This window comes from Enterovibrio norvegicus (genome assembly GCF_002876705.1).
GTDB classification, from domain to species: Bacteria; Pseudomonadota; Gammaproteobacteria; order Enterobacterales; family Vibrionaceae; genus Enterovibrio; species Enterovibrio norvegicus_B.
This window is the reverse complement of the sequence record NZ_MDAG01000007.1, coordinates 123,640-139,159: the sequence shown is the minus strand read 5'-3', so window position 1 is coordinate 139,159 and position 15,520 is coordinate 123,640. Positions and strand designations below refer to the sequence as shown.

Annotated in this window: 9 protein-coding genes; 3 read left to right on the top strand and 6 right to left on the bottom strand. The window is 47.0% G+C overall.

Annotation, left to right across the window (positions count from 1 at the left end; all coding sequences use genetic code 11):
* Positions 1–5 precede the first annotated feature (5 nt).
* Together BCT27_RS03700 and BCT27_RS03695 are read left to right on the top strand one after the other, a co-directional pair.
* A complete protein-coding gene (locus BCT27_RS03700) occupies positions 6–1,937 on the top strand; it encodes a bifunctional diguanylate cyclase/phosphodiesterase (protein WP_102318090.1) in 1,932 nt (643 codons plus the stop codon).
* Positions 1,930–4,047 carry a type I secretion system permease/ATPase gene (locus BCT27_RS03695; RefSeq protein WP_102390769.1) on the top strand — a complete coding sequence of 706 codons (2,118 nt, stop codon included), beginning with the start codon at positions 1,930–1,932 and terminating at the stop codon, positions 4,045–4,047. Before BCT27_RS03700 ends, BCT27_RS03695 begins: the two co-directional genes overlap by 8 nt.
* 173 nt (positions 4,048–4,220) lie before the next feature.
* On the opposite strand, the gene BCT27_RS03690 is transcribed toward BCT27_RS03695, so the two are convergent.
* The 6 genes from BCT27_RS03690 to BCT27_RS03665 form a co-directional block, all read right to left on the bottom strand.
* On the bottom strand, positions 4,221–5,879 hold the full coding sequence (locus BCT27_RS03690) for a DUF342 domain-containing protein (protein WP_017017389.1): 1,659 nt from the start codon (positions 5,877–5,879) through the stop codon (positions 4,221–4,223).
* A 292-nt stretch (positions 5,880–6,171) separates the two neighbouring features.
* Complete coding sequence (locus tag BCT27_RS03685) at positions 6,172–6,558, bottom strand: PilZ domain-containing protein (protein WP_102318088.1); 387 nt, start codon at positions 6,556–6,558, stop codon at positions 6,172–6,174.
* A gap of 193 nt (positions 6,559–6,751) precedes the next feature.
* Positions 6,752–7,501 (bottom strand): phosphatase, encoded by a 750-nt coding sequence (locus tag BCT27_RS03680; protein ID WP_102318087.1) that lies wholly within the window; start codon positions 7,499–7,501, stop codon positions 6,752–6,754.
* Between the two features lie 17 nt (positions 7,502–7,518).
* Entirely contained in the window at positions 7,519–9,573 is a 2,055-nt protein-coding gene (locus BCT27_RS03675) for a tRNA(Met) cytidine acetyltransferase TmcA (RefSeq protein WP_102395069.1), read from the bottom strand.
* An 84-nt stretch (positions 9,574–9,657) separates the two neighbouring features.
* On the bottom strand, positions 9,658–10,623 hold the full coding sequence (locus BCT27_RS03670; RefSeq protein WP_102395068.1) for a ParB/RepB/Spo0J family partition protein: 966 nt from the start codon (positions 10,621–10,623) through the stop codon (positions 9,658–9,660).
* A 3-nt stretch (positions 10,624–10,626) separates the two neighbouring features.
* Positions 10,627–11,835, bottom strand: a complete 1,209-nt coding sequence (locus BCT27_RS03665; protein ID WP_102318085.1) for an AAA family ATPase — start codon at positions 11,833–11,835, stop codon at positions 10,627–10,629.
* Between the two features lie 1,377 nt (positions 11,836–13,212).
* Between BCT27_RS03665 and BCT27_RS03660 the strand changes: the two genes are divergently transcribed.
* A complete protein-coding gene (locus tag BCT27_RS03660) occupies positions 13,213–15,195 on the top strand; it encodes a replication initiator protein RctB domain-containing protein (RefSeq protein ID WP_102318084.1) in 1,983 nt (660 codons plus the stop codon).
* Positions 15,196–15,520 lie beyond the last annotated feature (325 nt).

The following is a 15,520-nucleotide window of genomic DNA, read 5'->3' as shown; positions in this document are numbered from 1 at the left end:
TCTCTATGACTCTCTACCGGCAACTGTTTACATGGATGTTGGCAATTTTCTTTCTGTTGATCATCGCGGTCACAGGGATTGAATTGAACACGACACGTAACTTCCTGCTGACTCAGCAAACTGCTGAGGTAAACAATACGATCAACTCAATGGGTCTTGCGTTAGCGCCCTATCTTGAATCAGACGATAAGGTTGCGACGGAATCCGTCATTAATGCCCTTTTTGATGGCGGCTTCTACCAAGAAGTTCGCTTAAGAATGCTGTCTGATGGCAGTGAAATTATTCGCCAATACCCAGTAACGGTTGAAGGTGTTCCCGATTGGTATATTGGTCTCGACCTCTTCCCTGTGATCACTGAAGAACGCACATTCACCAGCGGGTGGCTGCAACTAGCAGAAGTGGTGGTGGTGTCTCACCCTGGCTTTGCATACAAGGAAATGTGGAGCGCCACGATTCAATTGGGCGTGTGGATCGGTATTTTATTTGCGATCGCCATGTTCATCATTGGCTTGCAACTTAGCCGCTCTTTACGCCCGCTTGCGTTGATCACCAGCAGAGCGAAAGACATCGCGCGGAACAAGTTCGGCGAGCCCATTCCTTTGCCTCCAACGTCTGAGTTGAAAACCGTTGTTAAGGCCATCAACCAGATGAGCAAGCAGCTTGAAGACTACTTTGAGCAACAAGCCAAAGAAGCTGATCGCCTTCGCGAACACGCCTATCGTGATGCCGTATCCGGTTTGGGTAACCGCAGTTTCTTCGTCGGCCAATTGAAATCATGGTTGGCAGAATCGGCAGTGGGTGGTTTGGTCATGGCGAAAGTCGATTTGATCACAGATACCTATCAAAACCAAGGTTTTGAACAAGGTGACAGTTTGGTCAGTCAGTTCGCGAAGAAGCTTAACACCACGATCACCGATGCAGATTACACAGCCTCTCGTATCTCCAAAGATGAGTTTGTCATCCTCGCGCCTAACGGTACGAACGAAGACATGCGCATGATAGGTGAGAGCTTGTTGGCCATCGTGACTGACATGCAACAAGACCCAATGGGCATTAGCCCGCCAAAAGTCGCCATTGGTTTAGTCGTGAATGGCGCAGGTAACCGCGATGCCAGCGTGCTGCTTGCGCAAGCTGACAACGCGTTAACGCAAGCGCGCAACGACCCTAATCATCCTATTTCGATGCTAGACCAAGCCGCCAATGACTCATCCATGGGCAGACAACAATGGAAATCGCTTATTTTGGATGCCATTGCACACGACTGGTTTGTGTTTAAGCTTCAGCCCGCATCTAGTAGCGATAAGTCCGTTCTCCACCAAGAGGTGTTCTCTGCCATTGAACGTGGTGATGAATATTTTGGTGCGGCGCACTTCCTCGGGGCTGTTGAACAACTGGAACTCGGCGAATCGTTTGACCGATATGTGGTTTCCCACATGATTGGCAAGCTCACGGATGACCCAGAAATGGGCCCTATTGCCATCAACCTGACCCAGAACAGTGTCACGGATGCGTCTTTCATTCGCTGGTTAACCTCAGTGATGCAGAAAAACCGTGGACTCGCCGGGCGCTTGTTCTTTGAAATCCCAGAAAGTGTGTTTGTACGTTACCCAGATCATGTAGGTCTACTGACAGAACAAGCGCACCGATTTAACTTCGGTTTCGGCGTCGATAACTACGGTAGAAACTTCCAATCGCTGGATTACTTGAACAAATTCAAGCCTTCATACGTGAAGATCGATTTCGCATATACAAGCAACTTAGACGACGAAGCACAAACCCATGTGCTAGCCTCAATATGCCGTACGGCACACAATTTGAATATCACGACAATCGCCACACGTGTCGAAACCGAAGCACAGCTAAATAAACTGTCAGAACTCTTTGTTAACGGTTTCCAAGGGTTCATCTTCGAGAAAAAAGTAGAGCATCATGGTTAAAGATCCACTATTGCAATCTCTGGTCTACGTAAGCCGTTATTTCGGTCAATCAAACTCGCCGGATGCCTTGGTATCCGGGTTGCCGATTTCTGACGGCTACCTCTCCCCTTTCCTCTTCCCTCGTGCAGCGGAAAGGGCAGGTATTATCGCCAAAGAAGCAAGAATGGATATCAGTGAACTCTCTCTGCTTCTTTGCCCTTGCATCATGCTACTCAAAGGCAATGAAGCCTGTGTACTTCTCAGCATTAGTCATGAAACAGGCGAAGCTGAAGTCGTCACACCGCATACCGACACAATCACCAACGTGGTGAAAATCGAAGACCTGAAAGAGGATTACCTCGGACGGGTTTTCTTGTTGAAGAAGCAATTCCGTTACGACGAGCGTTCGCCGGAGATGCTGAAAGAGCGCAGCGGTCACTGGTTCTGGAGCACCTTGTGGGAATCACGTTCAATTTACCGTGATGTCATGCTCGCCTCGGTGTTCATTAATGCCTTTGCCATCGCGACGCCACTGTTCTCGCGGATCGTGTATGACAAGGTGGTACCCAACCTCGCCTTCGATTCCCTTTGGGTGCTCGCGAGCGGTATTTTCGTCATTTTCATCTTTGACTTAATACTCAAACTGCTCCGAAGTTACTTTATTGATATCTCAGGTAAGAAATCAGACTTACTGATCTCCTCGCGCATCTTCCAGAAAGTCATGGGGATACGCATGGAAGCGAGGCCGCCATCTGTTGGTGCCTTTGCACGGCATATGCAAGAATTCGAATCGATACGGGATTTTTTCACGTCCGCATCCGTATCAGCTCTGATTGATTTGCCGTTTGCTTTCTTCTTTCTGTTTATCATCTGGATCGTTGCTGGGCCGTTGGTCATTGTTCCTATTGTCGCCGTGGCTTGCTTGGTCATTCACGCGATGATAATTCAAAAACCACTGCGCCATACCATCGAAGAAGGCTCTCGTTTGTCTTCTCAAAAGAACGCTAACTTAATTGAGAGCTTGGCGGGTCTTGAAACCATCAAATTGTTTGGTGCAGAAAGCCAGTTCCAATACCGTTGGGAAGAAGCGGTCGCCCACATGTCAAACTGGGGCATTAAAACACGTCGCCTTACGGATTCGGTGCAAAACGCCGCCGGCTTCATTCAACAGTTTGTTTCTGTCGCGATGATCGTGTTTGGTGTGTACTTGATTGCCAATGGTGATCTCACCATGGGTGGTTTGATTGCAGCATCAATGTTGAGCTCCCGTGCTGTCGGCCCTCTTGTTCAACTTTCCTTGCTGTCGACACGTTACAACCAAGCCAAATCAGCCATGGCCATCATTGACCAACTGATGAACATGCCATCAGAACAAGAAGATGGTCGTCGTTATATTCACCGTCCTGTGATGCGCGGTAAAATTGAATTTGATCGTGTTAACTTCAGTTATCCGAATACAGACGTTTCTGCGCTACGCGATATCTCGCTGACCATTCTTCCGGGAGAAAAGGTCGCAATCATTGGCCGCATCGGCTCGGGCAAAACCACATTAAGTCGTCTGTTAATGGGCCTGTATCGGCCTACAGCGGGTTCTGTACGCATCGATGAGACCGACATCACCCAAATCCACAATATCGATATACGACGTAATATAGGCTGTGTCCCGCAGGATCCAACACTGTTCTTTGGTTCTATCAGGGATAACATCACCCTAGGCCGTCCTCTGGCTGATGACCGAGATATTTTGGATGCGGCAAACCGTTCTGGTGTCACCACATTTACACAACGCGATCCCGCAGGGTTGGAACGTCAAGTCGGTGAGGGGGGCAATCAGTTGTCCGGCGGTCAACGACAAGCCATTGCCATCGCGCGTGCCATGTTAGGCCGTCCACCCGTGCTATTGATGGATGAACCCACCAGTGCGATGGATAACCGTTCTGAGCAGTACATTAAGCAGCAACTTGCTTCAATGCGTCGCGATGAAACACTGATTCTGAATACGCACAAGACGGGCATGCTTGATATCGTTGACCGCATTATTGTGGTTGAACAAGGCAGTATTGTCGCAGACGGTCCTAAGCTCGCTGTGCTTCAAGCGCTGAAAGAAGGCAAGGTGCAAAAAGCGAGCTAATAGCCAATTGAAAAAGTAGCAAAAACCTACAGAAACAAAAAAAGCACCCGAGGGTGCTTTTTTTTGTTTCTGTCAGGCGCATAACTAAGAATACAAGCGCCACCCTATTTACACTGTAAAGGCCTGAGTTAAGGAGAAAGCCATGCCATAAAGAAGAAATGCAAAGGAAAGCGTTACAACGGTTCTGGGTAAACTTCCTTCCCGTTCGTCACAAGACGACAAGCACCGAGTTCAGAGGTAACAGGTAAAGTCGATTCACCAATCTGGCAATAAACACCAGGGAAACAGTGCTTCAATACATCAATCGTGTGGCTGCGGTACAAGGTGTTTAATTCTGATGACGAGGAGTCCATCTTGGCTTTGATCTCAGCGATACGTTCAAAGTGATGCGTTTTAGTCCATGCAAGGCGCTCTATCAACGCCTCAGGGCGTTTATTTGCAGGCTGCTGAAGCAACTTCATCTCAGCGTCCTTCACCTTCATCAGTTGCTCATGCTCGCTCTCCAACTCTTTACCCAGTTGAATAGTGTCTATCATCATGGCTTCTAAACCAGTGAATGCATGAACACGTGTTACCACGCCAGACGTCGCCCCCAAAGTAACGACTTTCACACCACAGCGCGCAACGTGATTGCCCCCCGTTAACGTGCCCGTTCTTTTCGTTTGGTCGCAGATAAGGAGGTTACTGTTGGTGCGTGTTGTACAGTGCATCGCATGTTGGCTGATGATGATGTCACCCTCAGCTTCAATGTGTGCATACTGGGCAAACTTAACGATGACAGACCCTTTGGCCCGCATTCTCGTTGTGATTTCTTGATCACCCTGAAGCTGCTTACCCAAGATACCGTTGTGAATAATAATGTCACCGCCGGCCTCTAGAAACGCAGTTTCCACAACACCACCTACGGTAATCGAACCTGTGGCGCTCACCCGCATACCGGCATTCACGTCACCATTGATCACCACGCTGCCTTCGAAATCGACGTGGCCAGTAGCCACAGTGACCGATTTCATACACAACGCGTTATCCACCTCAACACCTTCGGGATGCAAAATGGGCATCCCAGACGTTGTCGCCACAACGATGTTCTCGTCGTTACTGCTGAAATCACTGCCAGGGAAAAGGCGCAATGGAATATCTTTACCCGGCGTTGTCGGTAGGACTTTCCCGTCTACACGGAAGCCTTCGATGCCCTTTGTCGGCGGAATGCGTTTAGCAAGAGGTTGCCCTTCTTGAACCGTGACCATCTTACCAAGGTCACGCATATCTACCGTGCCATCTTCACGCTCTTGCGGACGCAAAATACGCGCTTTACTGTCTTGTACAAGGAAAGCTAATTTTGAATCTTCGCCGGGAATCGGCCATTTACCTGCCGCGATAGGCGCTTCAAGATATTCGCCAGGCTTAAGGCGCGCCGAGGCTGTGAGAAGTTTTTGAAGTGTTTGCTTTTTCACACCGCGAACAATTTGTGCTTCCTTTAACGAGGCAAGCAAATCACTTCCTTTAATAGGGTTACCACCACACGCGCCATTCACACGGAGGAAGGCCGTCATTTTCTGCTCGTCAAAACGTGCGGTTACCGACGCATCGCGTCTCTCGGCAATAACAACGTCATCAGGCTCACCTTTCCATTCGTCATTAGACGCATTGATTTTGTCTAGCACCTTCACAATGGTTTCTTCAAAACGAAAAAAGCTCGCGACCTTTTGGTCGATCAACCATTCAACAATGTGCTTCTTTTCAATCCGGGGTGTATTTTCGTCTGCCTTTGGAATGACGGTCATATAAACCCTGCGACCATCATTGGACAGCCGCAAAAGCTGTTGCAGCATGTAATCCCCTAAAATAGATCATTAAAAATACGAACCAATATCACACTTACATTCTACATATATAAATGCCGTCTCATGCCTAGTAGTCGGCTCAAGTTGGATACAGATCGCATTAAATTACTGACTAAAATCTCAATAAAGACACTACGTCATATAAATGAATTATAGAGAGTTTTACTTAATATGCCGCACTCACCCTCGGATTAATTGAACTTCGTTTAGAGAAAAGTAACGCAGTAAAAATACTGCGCTATTAAAATCAGTGTCTTAAAGAAGAGAAGAATGAGAAAGGTTATACAGACAAACGTTGGTGATTCTCTTCAGACAGCCATTCATCAAGGCTAAAGCCATATCGATGCTGGCCGTCAGCTTCTTCTTTACGATAAATAAGCGTGCCTTGCACTGGTGTCAGATTAACGACATGCAACATGCATAGAGAATCCAACGTTAACTCATCATGGCACAACAGCCCAATACCACTTCTGCTTACATCTCGAATAATGACCTTATGCCCAAAGTCATCATCTTCATGATCAACATCTAGATACGGATGAACATGTAAACGAGCAAGTATTCCACCGTTGCCTAACTCAATCCTTTCTTGAAAACGTTTACAGTTTTCTTCCCCGCCCGATTCACTGATCAGGGCATCACAAAGCTTTTCGAATTCTTCCGCCATACTGCCTCCCAACGACTACTGCCAAGACAGCCCACTAAGCAGCAAAATTTAAGTATATGCTTATACTATTTCCAATATTGTATTGAATGTTAGATGCTTACGCCCCCTCCACAAGATGGCATAACATTCAGATTTATCAAATATGTGCGTTTTAAATTTCAGTGCCGATTGCCTACTTTACAGTGTAAATCGATTAGCCCGCGAGAAGCTCCGACACCCTGCGTTTGCGAATGGACTGACGCTTTTCCAGATACTCTTCAAATATCGACGACTGACTGGTAACAACTTGGGACTCTCGCAAGCCGACTGTTTTGATGATGTTAGCAACATCATCAAGTCGTCCAATATCGGAAGCAAAATGTGCATCCGATCCAGTTGAGATGAATGCGCCACAATCTCTGGCAATTTCGGCGATTTCCAAACAGTTGGGCTCACTCCCCTTTCGCGACCCATTCAGTGAAGAATTATTAAGTTCGAGCGCCACGCCATGCGCAGCAGCAGTTTTGATAACCGCTTCCATATCGATGGGGAAAGAAGGATTACCAGGATGAGCAATCGCGTCTATCAGACCGGTTTTGATTGCGCCGATCATCGCTGAGGTATGCGCGGCTTTAGAGGATGGACGGAAGACAGGCTCGTGCAAGCTGGCGTTCACCCATTCCAAGTTCCCGTAAACATACGTCGGCATATCAAGCTCACCGTGCTCATTGAGTATGTTTGCTTCTGTACCTCTGATGATTCGCACGTCGCTTAAAACGTCTGGGATCACGCGTTGATTCACAAAGTGCCAAAAGTGAGGAGCGCCAGGCATTGTCGAAGCATGGTCAGTGACACATAAATACGTAAGTCCAGCATCTTTCGCTGCCTTGGCATTTTCGATGACTGTACTGTACGCGTGCCCACTTGCTAACGTATGTGTATGCGTGTCCGCAACGAGTTTCATTGTTCATCCCTATTTGTCTAATGGTGTATTGCGACCCACTGTCGCATCGCCAGTTCCGTGTCTTTACGTCCTTGATACCCAAATTCATTTGCAATGACATCCCAAGACTGTCGATGCAGGACTCGCGCAACCATCAACTGGCAGCCTTTGTCTTCGAGCGAAATAGTCTTTGTTTGGCGAGATAGCCAAGAAACAAGCCATTGCGACAAACTGCCCGTAACCAAATCATAGCCGAGCGCGCCAGACGCAAACAATGCAACCTGTCTATTTTGCGCCTCGGACAATGTTGCAGGTTCGGTCATAGCATTGAGCAACAAAGCAGAAAGATATGGGTCAAGCTGGCTGAATTGTTCTGATAGTTGAGCATAGAAGTTAGAAGAGCACAGTGCCTGAATATCGTCAAACCACGTTGGCGCAGAAGAAAGCGTCTTAATCAATTGAAGCGAATGCGTGCCGCTTGCCGCATCGCGCTGAATACCTAAACGTGCAGGTATATAGCCTTGTGATGACCAAAACTGCCAAAGAGAAGGTGTCACACCAAAGCTGGTTCCCATGACACCAACACCATCGCGAGCTGCATAGGTCTCTGCGGATTTCAACAACAAGGTACCAATGCCATTTCGCTGAAATAACGGTAATACGGCAATGCGAGAAACGCGAATGAGTACTGACGTTAACGCATCCACCGTACCGGTATGAGACGCCAAACTTTGCGCTAACAAATGACCACGAAGTCTGCGTTTGCCAGCAACAACATCCGACGCCAGCGCTCCATCAAACCCTCCTTCTTTCTGTGCAAGCAAAGCACCGACTAACATGCCATGTGCAAACGCGCCAAACACAGTGAGGGATTCATCATCAAGCAACTGCAGTAAATCGTTCGGCGATGTTTGATAGTGTGCCGTCACCAAAATGCTAAACAATTGCCTCAGCGTCGATTCGTCTTTAAGCAACGCATCTCTGTCTACAATGCGCACCGTTATCTCATCGATGTTATCGGGATAAAGAGGCTCCGCATCAAACAAGAAAGCATCGAACAACCAACGCTCTAACGGGTCGTCTTGCGCCCACCTAACAGGTTGGTGCAAAGATACTTCCTTCCACCCTTTCGCTTTATCGTTTAGAAGGCTTCTAAAACGGAGGCTAAATGCTCTGCCCGTGCCCTCATAACCATGTTCAGTCGTGGAAAAAGCGATGCGACTGTAGCTCGTCAACATTTGGTTGAGCATAGGAACCGGTATCGCTGCAGCTTCATCAACCAACAGCAAATCGCACATTGGTTTGTCTTGAAGCAAAACATCGGGTGCGACAAACTTCAGTTGGCTGCCATTACTGTAAGTCACCAGATATTTATTGGTCCTCTCACAATCACCGTCAACAAGCGCGTGTTGAAACAGGGTTTCTGCATTAGCAATAGAAGGCGACGTCACCAATACCGTTTTAATGTCGGACGACAAAATTTGTCCTGCCGCAATGCCCATTGCAGAAGACTTGCCACGACCACGGTCTGCAACGATGAGCGCAGGACGGCGACGGTGTCCTTTAAGAACCTGTTTGATGGCATCGACAGCACATTGCTGATCTTGCGTCATGCCAGATGACGTGAACGATGAGCTGTATTCAGGAACATGTTGAGAGGAGGATATCGACTGAGGTAGGTTCATGCCGCCATGTTGGCTAAAGTAGGCCGCATCGGCATGGTGATAAAAAGTGCTAAAGCGTTGGTAAAAACGACGCTCGCTCACCTCCCCACCAACGAGGAAGTAAACCAACTCACCGCCTTTGACACATCCAGCAATGGCACAGAGCTTTTCGACATCGAAACCTTGGCGGATATCGAGCGCAAGGGAGTGAGTTTCCTGTCCCAATAGGCGTTTGACTTGACGCCAAGGTGTGGCGCCAGGCAATACATCACTGACAATCAATGACGGTGGCGCCAACGCCAAAAAGCCAGAAACTGTTACCTCATCGCCAGCAACAAAAACAGGAAATCGAACCACGCGTTTTACGGCGGCATCTTGAAGCAATTGGATAAAATCGTTTGGAGTCACGGTTATGGCCAAGGTTGTCATCTACCTTTTCATCATACCGTATCCAAGAGACAAGCAAAAAAAAACGTGCCATCAGGCACGTTTTGTTTGATTCAGATTTTGCGTTTAGCCAAGTCGAGATTCAATAAAATCAAGAATGGCTTGTGCGTCATCATCGCTCATCTTTTTAAGATTGATAGACAAGGCATCACCTTTACGGCGATAGCTAACACGGCCTTTAATCAGGTCAGTCGCAGGCGATTCTTTCTTCACTGACGGTTTCAGTGACTCACGCCAATCTTCAATAATAATGGTCACTTCACGCGTAATGCGGCTAACGCCGTGAGCATCAACAGTTTGCCAAAGTGGCGCTTCGCCAAGTTTTGCAAGAAGCTGTGATTGCTCATCATGACTTAGCGAGAAGAACAAACGGTGAAGTTTCACGATCGTTGGTCGGCCAAGTTCAGCAACACTTGGGTAAGCTTGAAGTACCGGCAGTGGTAAAGACGCCGCCTTTAGCGCGCCACTTACCAATGCTTCGCTGCATTGGCATACTTTCGCCAGCTCTTTTTGATCGAGCACATCGCCGCGGTCAAGCATGGCTTGCATCTCTTTACCACGTTCAAACAGTGATAAAGGCTTATGTGCGTTCGCGACATCGGACAAGAATTTTGCGTGCTTGCTATTAATGTCCCTGGCGACGTAAACAAGAAAATCTTGTTTCGCCAAAATACACGACATGCGACGGCGACTACCGTCGAGCACTTCAATCTTGTTACCGTCTAACCAACGACCAACCGCAGGGTATTGCTGACCGCGGTCCTTCAACGTCACCAAAATATCGGATAACGCGAGTTCGTTTAGAAACGATTGTTCACGGGCATTCTCTGCAAACACAGAGGTGCGAGAAACCACCTCCCCTGCTGCCACACGCACGAGTTCAAATTCAACCGTCGCTTCACCAGCAACAGAAAGCTCAATCACCGCAGCTTTTTCAGAAGCCGCTTTTTGCGCTTCTTGCACGGTGGTTGCACGTCGCTTGTCCGCTTTGCCAAACAAACGCGCGTTCAGTTCTGAAGTTTTAATCGCCATTTATCACTCCTGATTTCGCTGCGACCAATGGCTGTGAAGCACGCGTTCTAGCTCCAGCCCTGCACGGTGAACCGCTTCTTGTGCGGTAGATAAGGTTTTTTTGCCGCCCTCAAAGTCTTGCGCGGTCAAATCAAACACTGTGCTGTAGGTGTCAGCACACGTTTCAAATGCACGGCTACGAGGAATGGTGGCCATCATCACTTGGTCACTCAACAGATAGTTCATCTCTGTGAGTACAGATACTTGCTTCTTATTGTCGTCCTCAAACATGGTCGGCATCAAGCGAACAAACTCGAGACCCGGCCAATCTTCGGGGAACATTTCATAAACCGTCGGCAAATGCTGGAAGAAATTCACGGTAGATGCCCAGTCCAAACGCTTAGCTGCACAAGGAATAATTAAGGCATTCGACGCATACATCGCATTCCAAACCAATGGATCGATGTGTGGGCCCGTATCGATCATGATGATGTCGAATTCGTCAGCAATCGTGTCGATCACTTTCTCTTTCAACAACTGAACCACATCCAGCGAACCATTAGTCGCCAAGTTTTGCCATGCTTCAGCGTTAAACATTGCGTCTTCAGGGAAGGCAGCAATCGTTTTCAAATTAGGGTATTGGGTCGGCAAGAGAACATTCTTCATCATGAACTCTCTATCGGCGTCTTGTGGTGTATTTTCCAACATCACATCCACCGCCGAGTAAATGCCCTCTTGCTCGTTAACACTGATCATAGGGTTAAGGAAAAGACGTAAAGAACCCTGTGGATCAAGGTCAATCAGGCAAATTCGGTAGCGTTTTTCAAGGTTCAATGCCATGCAAGCAGCCAAATGAACCGCGCTCATGGATTTACCCGTGCCGCCTTTTTGGTTCTGGATATTGATAACCCAAGGCTTATGGCCTGCACCTTTACCCTGATGAAAAGCGGGCATTTTCGCCGCTTCCATAATTTGGTGTGCTTCATCTAAGGTAATAGAGTAATGGTTTGCATTGTTTTTCGTAAACTGATGACCCGCTTCTTCCATGCGGCTAATTGCTTCATCCAACTTACGACGAGTTAACCCTGAACGTGTTTCCATCAGTGCTTTTGACATTGGTGGGAACAGTTGATCATGACGTTCTTCCATCACGATCTCAATGCGGTCGGCTTGAACCTGCTTGGTTTGCTCTGCAATGGACTGCAGATTTTGTATCGTCTTTTCCCTATTCATTTTTCTTTTCGCCATAAAAGAGAATTAACTGAATTGTACAGCACTTTACGTAACGCACAATAAAAAGCTGAACGTGCTGCATAAAAAGTAAGAAGGCGCTCACTTTATGACAAAACCTTGAAAAAATTCGACAAAATAATGTGACTTTGTCATGGCGAAAAATCATAGATTTAAAGTGTTACAGCGTCACCTTTTTACAATGTAAACCAATATTACAGGTCAAATGCCGATCTTTCTACGGAACAGTGATAACAATGCGCTAAATTACGGACGTTGTCGATTCAACTATCGATCATGCTGAAAATCGTCAGTAAAAATCGGATAACATGAAAAAGTCATACTGAAAGAGGGCGAACAGGCCTATTTTGACGCTTTACTTGATCATGTTTCCGCAACGATGATCAAGAGAGAGGCGGTTTCGAGTATTTACATTGCGAATCGCTCCTCACTGTTCCTTGATCATCTTTCCTAGCCTAAATGTGAGTTATGGATAAATGATCAAGGCGTTGATGTGCCCAAAATTTCAACGTGAACGAACACATAAAGATCGTATTCCTCCGAATGAATGATCAAGGGGAATGGCAGTGAAATAGAAAGGATAAAACACACCGGAACGATATGAAGTACCGACCAAATTACGGTGCATGCCTTTTCAATACTGGATCTATGGGCTTAACTCAATGAAAAGAAGGCAAACATGAAGCACGAACTCGTATTCATATGACAATATTGAAATACAAAGACACTCACTTGATCATTGTTTCGGGCATCGGACACATATTGTCTCCCGTCTAAAATACGTTAGTTGTCGTTTCAATTTGTGTAAATGGATTCTCATCATCCACCAGCCGCCATCAGTGTCGCTGGAATATTGAGCCGTAAAGGCGGAAACATGGTCAAAAAGACGTTCTCTTGATCATTTTTCCAAGGCCAAATAACGGATAAATACATCATGAAGGGCAGGGGAGCGCAAAGTTATTATTTTGGCTTGTGGATAACATGTGTAATTGCCATGATCATGCTTTAGGAGGTTCGATGATCACGTTTTCGATATCCTGATGATCATCGTTTCACGCTTCTAATGATCATGCTTTCAAGTGTTTAATGATCATCTTTCCAAGCACACCATGATCATGCTTTCGATCGTGCTCTATTTTTACCTTTTTACTATCAGTCACTTACAGACTTATGAACGGCCAGATCATAAGATCATATAATCAGTAAGATCATACTTAATCAAAAAGATCAGTTAAAAGGGAACAATAAAAAAGATCTTTCTTTCTTATTTTTTTTCTATTAATCTTCTCGGAAAGATGGCTCAATTACGGCCACATGTATTCTGATAACTCTACAGGCTTAACAAGGAGCTGTGGCACGATGGCCTCAAGTCCCTCGGAAAAAATACTGATCCCCGCACCACGATCACACAAGGATGGTCACCTTTTCGAAGTACACGCGCAATTGATCGATTGGTTACCCCAATACGAGCATTTCCGTGGTGTAACCAAAAGTATTCTTGAACTGCTTAATCTTATCTCACTGAGAGGCTTTGCTTCAAAAGACGGCGTGGTTTCTACCACTGAGCTTGTTGAGGCAACAGAAGGCCAATTAACACGCGCTGCCATTCAACAACGCTTGAGAGCCGCGGTACAAATTGGTTTGTTTACACAGCAAGGTGTGAGATTCGAAGAGGGATTGGCGGGCAAAACCATGTTGCACCGTTTTGTGAACCCAAGCCAGTTGATCTCAGTGCTAGGCTCAGCAGGCCTGCAATCTGAAAGAACCAAAGTGATGGAAAAGCAAAAGCGTTCGAAAGCGCTGGCGCAGAATCACGTCAACAAGCAACTGCTTAGCGAGCATGGTTTAGGTATACCGCCATCGATGCAAGATGAGAAAGATCACATTGTGATCGCGCCAACCAGCTGGGCTGGGATCATCGACCAAGCACTGGCACCGCCAAGAACGAAAAAGAGTTACCAAAAGTCGATGGTGGCGATCAGTGGCACCAAAGCGATCATTGAAACGCGATCGTCAAAATCGATCATGACGGTTGATGATCTGATGACCTTATTTGCGTTGTTTACGTTGACCGTGCAGTACCATGATCATCATTTGCCAAACTACGAGCTACAAACACAGAAAGTTGGGAATAAGACGCCAGTCTATATCACGGACATTCTGTCACTACGCGGCAAGAAGGACAGCGGGCCTGCACGTGATTCAATCCGTGAGAGCATCGATCGCATCGAATTTACTGACTTCCAGCTTCATGAACTGACCGGACGCTGGTTGAGTGAAAATATGCCTGAAGGCTTTAAAAGTGATCGTTTTCGCTTTATTGCCCGCACCATCACTGCGTCTGAAGAAGCGCCGCGTGAAGGTGAAGATGGCGAAATTCGCATTAAGCCTAATTTGTACATCCTGGTCTGGGAGCCGTCATTTTTCGAAGAATTGATGACGCGAGATTACTTTTTCTTGTTCCCACCAGAGATCTTGCGCCAGCATACCTTGGTATTCCAGCTCTACAGCCTCTTCAGAAGCCGCCTGTCGCGTCGATTGGAAGATTCCATGACATTGAGCGACCTAAACCAGAAAATGGCTAGAAACATCGAATGGCGACGTTTTTCGAGTGATTTGATCAGAGAGCTGCGAAAACTGGCCAAAAAGGAAACCCAAACCGAAGATGTGTTTGCAGTTAACTTGTGGGGTTACCACTTAACGGTGTACCAACTCGACAACGACAAGAAGCACCCAGATTACCGTTTGGACATCAAATGTAATGTCGATGAGGTGATCCGTTTTTCTCGTGCCAAAACGTATAACGAAGGGAAACGATCCTTGGCACCCACCATGCCAAACCCTCTTCGCAATGAGATCATGCCAAAGCAAGACCTTGATCAGCTTTCCGAGATCATTGACGGTGAATTCGAACCGATTCAGCGTAAAGAGAAGCGGGGAGGGCGCTTGGGACGCCGCGTTAAGCTGCGTAAGCATTTGGTTGAAATCAATGCAGATGAACTGACAATCACCTTGTCAAAATACACCTCGCCAGAGGCGATGCAACGCAGTATTACCGCGTTGTCGGCCATGACAGGGCACCCTGCGGCGACAATCACCGAAGAATGTCAAAGCTACATGGACAAATTGGATTGGTTACGTGTGGATGGTGAAATCATGTCATACGAAACGCTGAGTCGTACGATCGAGTTTTACAACAGCCAGAACGAAGCGGGGCATTTGTCGATTGAGCGCTTAATCTCAGGCTTGGCGGTACGCCGTAAGGTATGTCGTCAGGTATTTGATGGCCATTTAGATGGCACCGTGTTAGCCGTTTTGGATGAAGTGGCTGCCGGAGGCTAAGACAAAAGGGTGAGATAAAATGACCAAGCGTTGACAAAACGCTGACATCGGCGCGGGGCCTGCCAACTAGGATTATTAGCGAATAGATACCTTTGTCCTATTGGCATCCGGGCTCCCACCCGATGCAAATTTTGCTAACCCTTTCACGAGCCTACTCCGGCTCGTTTTTTTTGCCTGTCGTTTAGGAATCCTGCCTAAATAGCTGTTCAAATTTGATTCGAAATCACTACTGATAAATTAATTTTTAAGCGAGTGATCCAGCTCTCATCGGTATATTGCAAATATGTTAACGCGGTGATAGCGTTTTAGCTTGAGTCGCAGATAT

Coding starts and splice junctions, on each gene's coding strand:
- BCT27_RS03700 (WP_102318090.1), top strand. CDS start 6: ATGACTCTCTACCGGCAACTGTTTACATGGATGTTGGCAATTTTCTTT.
- BCT27_RS03695 (WP_102390769.1), top strand. CDS start 1,930: ATGGTTAAAGATCCACTATTGCAATCTCTGGTCTACGTAAGCCGTTAT.
- BCT27_RS03690 (WP_017017389.1), bottom strand. CDS start 5,879: ATGCTGCAACAGCTTTTGCGGCTGTCCAATGATGGTCGCAGGGTTTAT.
- BCT27_RS03685 (WP_102318088.1), bottom strand. CDS start 6,558: ATGGCGGAAGAATTCGAAAAGCTTTGTGATGCCCTGATCAGTGAATCG.
- BCT27_RS03680 (WP_102318087.1), bottom strand. CDS start 7,501: ATGAAACTCGTTGCGGACACGCATACACATACGTTAGCAAGTGGGCAC.
- BCT27_RS03675 (WP_102395069.1), bottom strand. CDS start 9,573: ATGACAACCTTGGCCATAACCGTGACTCCAAACGATTTTATCCAATTG.
- BCT27_RS03670 (WP_102395068.1), bottom strand. CDS start 10,623: ATGGCGATTAAAACTTCAGAACTGAACGCGCGTTTGTTTGGCAAAGCG.
- BCT27_RS03665 (WP_102318085.1), bottom strand. CDS start 11,835: ATGAATAGGGAAAAGACGATACAAAATCTGCAGTCCATTGCAGAGCAA.
- BCT27_RS03660 (WP_102318084.1), top strand. CDS start 13,213: ATGGCCTCAAGTCCCTCGGAAAAAATACTGATCCCCGCACCACGATCA.